This window comes from Coleofasciculus sp. FACHB-712, assembly GCF_014695635.1.
Taxonomy (GTDB): Bacteria; Cyanobacteriota; Cyanobacteriia; order Cyanobacteriales; family FACHB-T130; genus FACHB-T130.
Genome location: NZ_JACJOQ010000325.1, coordinates 1 through 3657, shown reverse-complemented (window position 1 = coordinate 3657; position 3657 = coordinate 1). Strand labels below are relative to the sequence as shown.

Genomic DNA, 3657 nt, shown 5'->3' with positions numbered 1-3657 from the left:
TTTCAACCGGATAGATAGTAGACCAAATCGTGGTTTCGGTGGGACCGTACAAGTTCCACAAGCGATCGCCTCGTACGAGCAATTGAGCGGCGAGTTGTCGCGGTAAGGCTTCGCCACCACAGAGGATTTTCAAGCCCTTACTACCCTGCCATCCCCCTGCCAAAAGCAGTCGCCAAGTAGCAGGCGTTGCTTGCATGATGGTCGCCCCAGAATTGGTTAATGTTGTTAACAACTGTGCGCCGTCAGAGGCAATTTCACGGGGTACTACGACAACGCGAGATCCTACAGTTATGGGGAGGAATATTTCCAGCGCCGCAATATCAAAAGATAAGGAGGTGACAGCCAATAAAATATCTGGCTGGGTTATTCCTAGTGGCTGGCGCATGGAAATTAGAAAGTTGACTACACAGGCGTGGGAAATTTGTACGCCTTTGGGTCGTCCGGTTGAGCCGGAAGTGTAGATAACGTAAGCTAAGTTGGAGGAATTTTTAACTGAATTTGGACTGCCGATTTGTAGGCTTTCCCAATCGTCCAAGCATACAATCTCGGCATTATGCGAGGGTAGGGTATTTAACAGCCGCTTTTGGGTTAATAACACCGAAACTTGAGCATCCTCTAACATGAAAGCAAGACGCTCTGGGGGATAGGCTGGATCTAGGGGTAGGTAGGCTCCACTTGCTTTGAGAATGCCCAGCAATCCCACGACCATTTCTAGGGAACGTTCTACACAAATTCCCACTAAAACTTCTGGCTTCACGCCGAGTTTTTGTAGATGATGCGCTAGTTGATTTGCCTTGGCATTCAGTTCGGCATAGGTGAGTTGCTGGTTTTCAAAAACAATGGCGATCGCGTCTGGTGTTCGTTCCACTTGTTCTTCAAACAACTGGTGCAGACAGCGATCCGTCGAGTCGTTCGTGTGAGTATTGTTCCACTCCACTAACAACTGATGCCGTTCGGGTTGCGTTAAAAATGGCAAAGTGGAGATAGAGCGATCGCTATTGGCAACAATACTTTCTAACAACGTTTGAAAATGTCCTGCCATCCGCTGTACGGTGCTGGCATTAAACAATTCTTTGTTGTATTCAAATACTCCTGTAAGACCTCCTGCTTCCTGAGATAAGTTGAGTACCAAATCAAATCTTGCCGTTTGACTCTCCATCTCTTCAAGACTGAGAGAAATTCCCGGCAATTCTAAAGTTTGTGTCGGCACATTACGGAGAGCAAATAACACTTGAAACAGCGGATTACGGCTCAAATCCCGATCCGGCTGCAACACTTCTACCAGTTTCTCGAAGGGCAAATCCTGGTGGCTGTATGCTCCCAACGCCACCTCGCGCACCCGTCCTAACAACTCCTTAAAAGTAGGATTATTCGATAAATCAGTCCGCAGAACTAAAGTATTCGCAAAAAAGCCAATAATTCCTTCTAGTTCGGCACGGTTGCGGTTGGCAATTGGCGAACCAACTAAAATATCCTCCTGTCCCGTGTAGCGATAAAGCAATGTTTTGAACGCCGCCAGCAAAACAATGAATAAAGTCGCTCCTTGCTGCTGACCTAGTTTAGTCAGTGCCTCAGTCAGCGCCTTGGACAAAACAAATTTTTCCTCTGCACCTTGGAAGGTTTGCACCGCAGGTCGCGGTCTGTTTGTCGGCAAGTCCAGTACAGGAAGATTGCCCCCCAATTGCTTTTTCCAATAAGCAATTTGAGACTCTAAAACTTCTCCTTGCAGCCACTGTCGCTGCCAAACTGCAAAGTCTGCATATTGAATACTTAATTCAGGAAGGGGTGAAAATTTGCTACTAGAGAAAGCTTTATAAAAGGTGACTAACTCTTGAATAAATATCCCCATTGACCACCCATCTGAAACAATGTGGTGCATCGTAAATAACACCACATACTCGAATTCGCTCAGATGCAGCAGGCTAACTCGCAGCAAAGGTGCCTGTGTGAGGTCAAAGGGTTTTTGCGCTTCTGCGGTGGCGAATTGCCGTACTGCTTGCTCTCGTTCGGTGTTGGGAAGTTCCCGCAAATCGACGAATGGAAGCGTTAATTTCAACTGTGGGGTAATGACTTGAACGGGTTGCCCATTAACTGTCGTGAAGGCAGTTCGCAAGACTTCATGACGTTCGACAATTGCGTTGAGACTTTGTTCCAGAGCGATCGCATCCAGCGTTCCCTCAACCCGCACAGCCGCAGGGATGTTATAGCTGGTATTTCCTGGCTCTAATTGGTCAAAAAACCACAACCGCTGTTGGGCAAATGACAAGGGAAACGAGTTAGATTCCCGATTTTGGCGGGGGATTTGGGTTGGTGCTATCGGCTCTTTTTTCTGATTAAGCCGTTTGAGCAGCAACTCGCGTTTTTCTGGAGAAAGTCCGGCGATGCGAACGACGAAGTCGTCGCGCTTCGCTTCGCTTAAATTACTCATTTGCCTACTCCTTCCTTAGCCAAAACTTCTCGAACTTCTTCCTCCGAGATTTCCTCTAACTCTGCTAACATTTGAGCCATCATTTCCTCATCGGTCTGTTCAGCTAGTTTTTGAGCGATCGCGACTGCTAAATCCGCAACAGTAGGAAAGTCGAAAAACTGCCGTAAAGGCAACTCCACATTAAAGGCGTCACGCAATCGGGAAATCACCTGAGTTGCTAGCAGCGAATGTCCTCCTAGCTCGAAAAAGTTGTCGTAAATGCCCACTTGTTCAATCCCAATGGCTTCAGCCCAAATTCCAGCTAATATCTCCTCCACATTGGTGCGGGGAGCAACAAACGTTCCTGCTAACTCTGGTCGAATTTGCTCAGGTACTGGCAGTTTTTTCCGATCCACTTTCCCATTAGCAGTTAAAGGCAGAGTCTTTAAAATCACAAAAGCTGAAGGCATCATGTATTCCGGCAACTTCGCTTTTACAAAAGAACGTAAGTCACCCATTAGATTTGATTGACTGGCTTCTTCTCTACTCCCCTGCTGCTGACTCAAAACCGAATAAGCAACTAAACGCTTGTCCCCAGGCAAATCCTCGCGAACTACAACCACAGCCTGTTCTACGGCGGGATGCTGCCTTAGCACCGCCTCAATTTCTCCCAATTCGATGCGGAAGCCCCGGATTTTTACTTGATGGTCAATTCGTCCCAGAAACTCAATGTTTCCATCCGGTAAATAGCGAGCCAAGTCTCCAGTTTTATAAAGTTTTGAGTTTTGAGTTTTGAGTTTTGAGTTTTCTTCTGACTCCTGACTTTTGATATCAAATCCGTTTACCGCATCAGGAAAGCACCCCACCCCCAACCCCTCCCCGCAGGCGGAGAGGGGAGCCGGAGCCGTAGGCTGTGGCGAGGTGGGATTCAGAGGAAATGCTGGTTCATGAAGGGGACTTGATATGACTCCTGAATTCTTTAAAAATGGGTCTGAAATGAATCTTTTGGCGGTTAGTTCCGGCTGGTTTAAATAACCTCGCGCTAAACTCTCTCCACCAATGTAAATCTGGCCAGATACACCAATAGGCACAGGCTGGAGATGATTATCTAGGATATAAATTTGGGTATTTGCTAAAGGACGACCGAGTGGAACTGTCTTTGAAACATTAGCTACGTTCCCACTCTCCACCTGATAGGTAAGTACGCCGACCGTTGTTTCTGTTGGCCCGTAGTGATTGAGAATGCGACA

Annotated in this window: 2 protein-coding genes; both read right to left on the bottom strand. The window is 47.2% G+C overall.

Annotated features, from left to right (window positions below; translation table 11 throughout):
* The coding region (locus H6F50_RS08370) for a condensation domain-containing protein (protein ID WP_190428301.1) at positions 1-2428 on the bottom strand (2428 nt) is incomplete at its 3' end.
* Positions 2425-3657: phosphopantetheine-binding protein (locus H6F50_RS08365; RefSeq protein ID WP_190428299.1), on the bottom strand; the 1233-nt coding region annotated here is incomplete at its 5' end. The genes H6F50_RS08365 and H6F50_RS08370, both read right to left, overlap by 4 nt.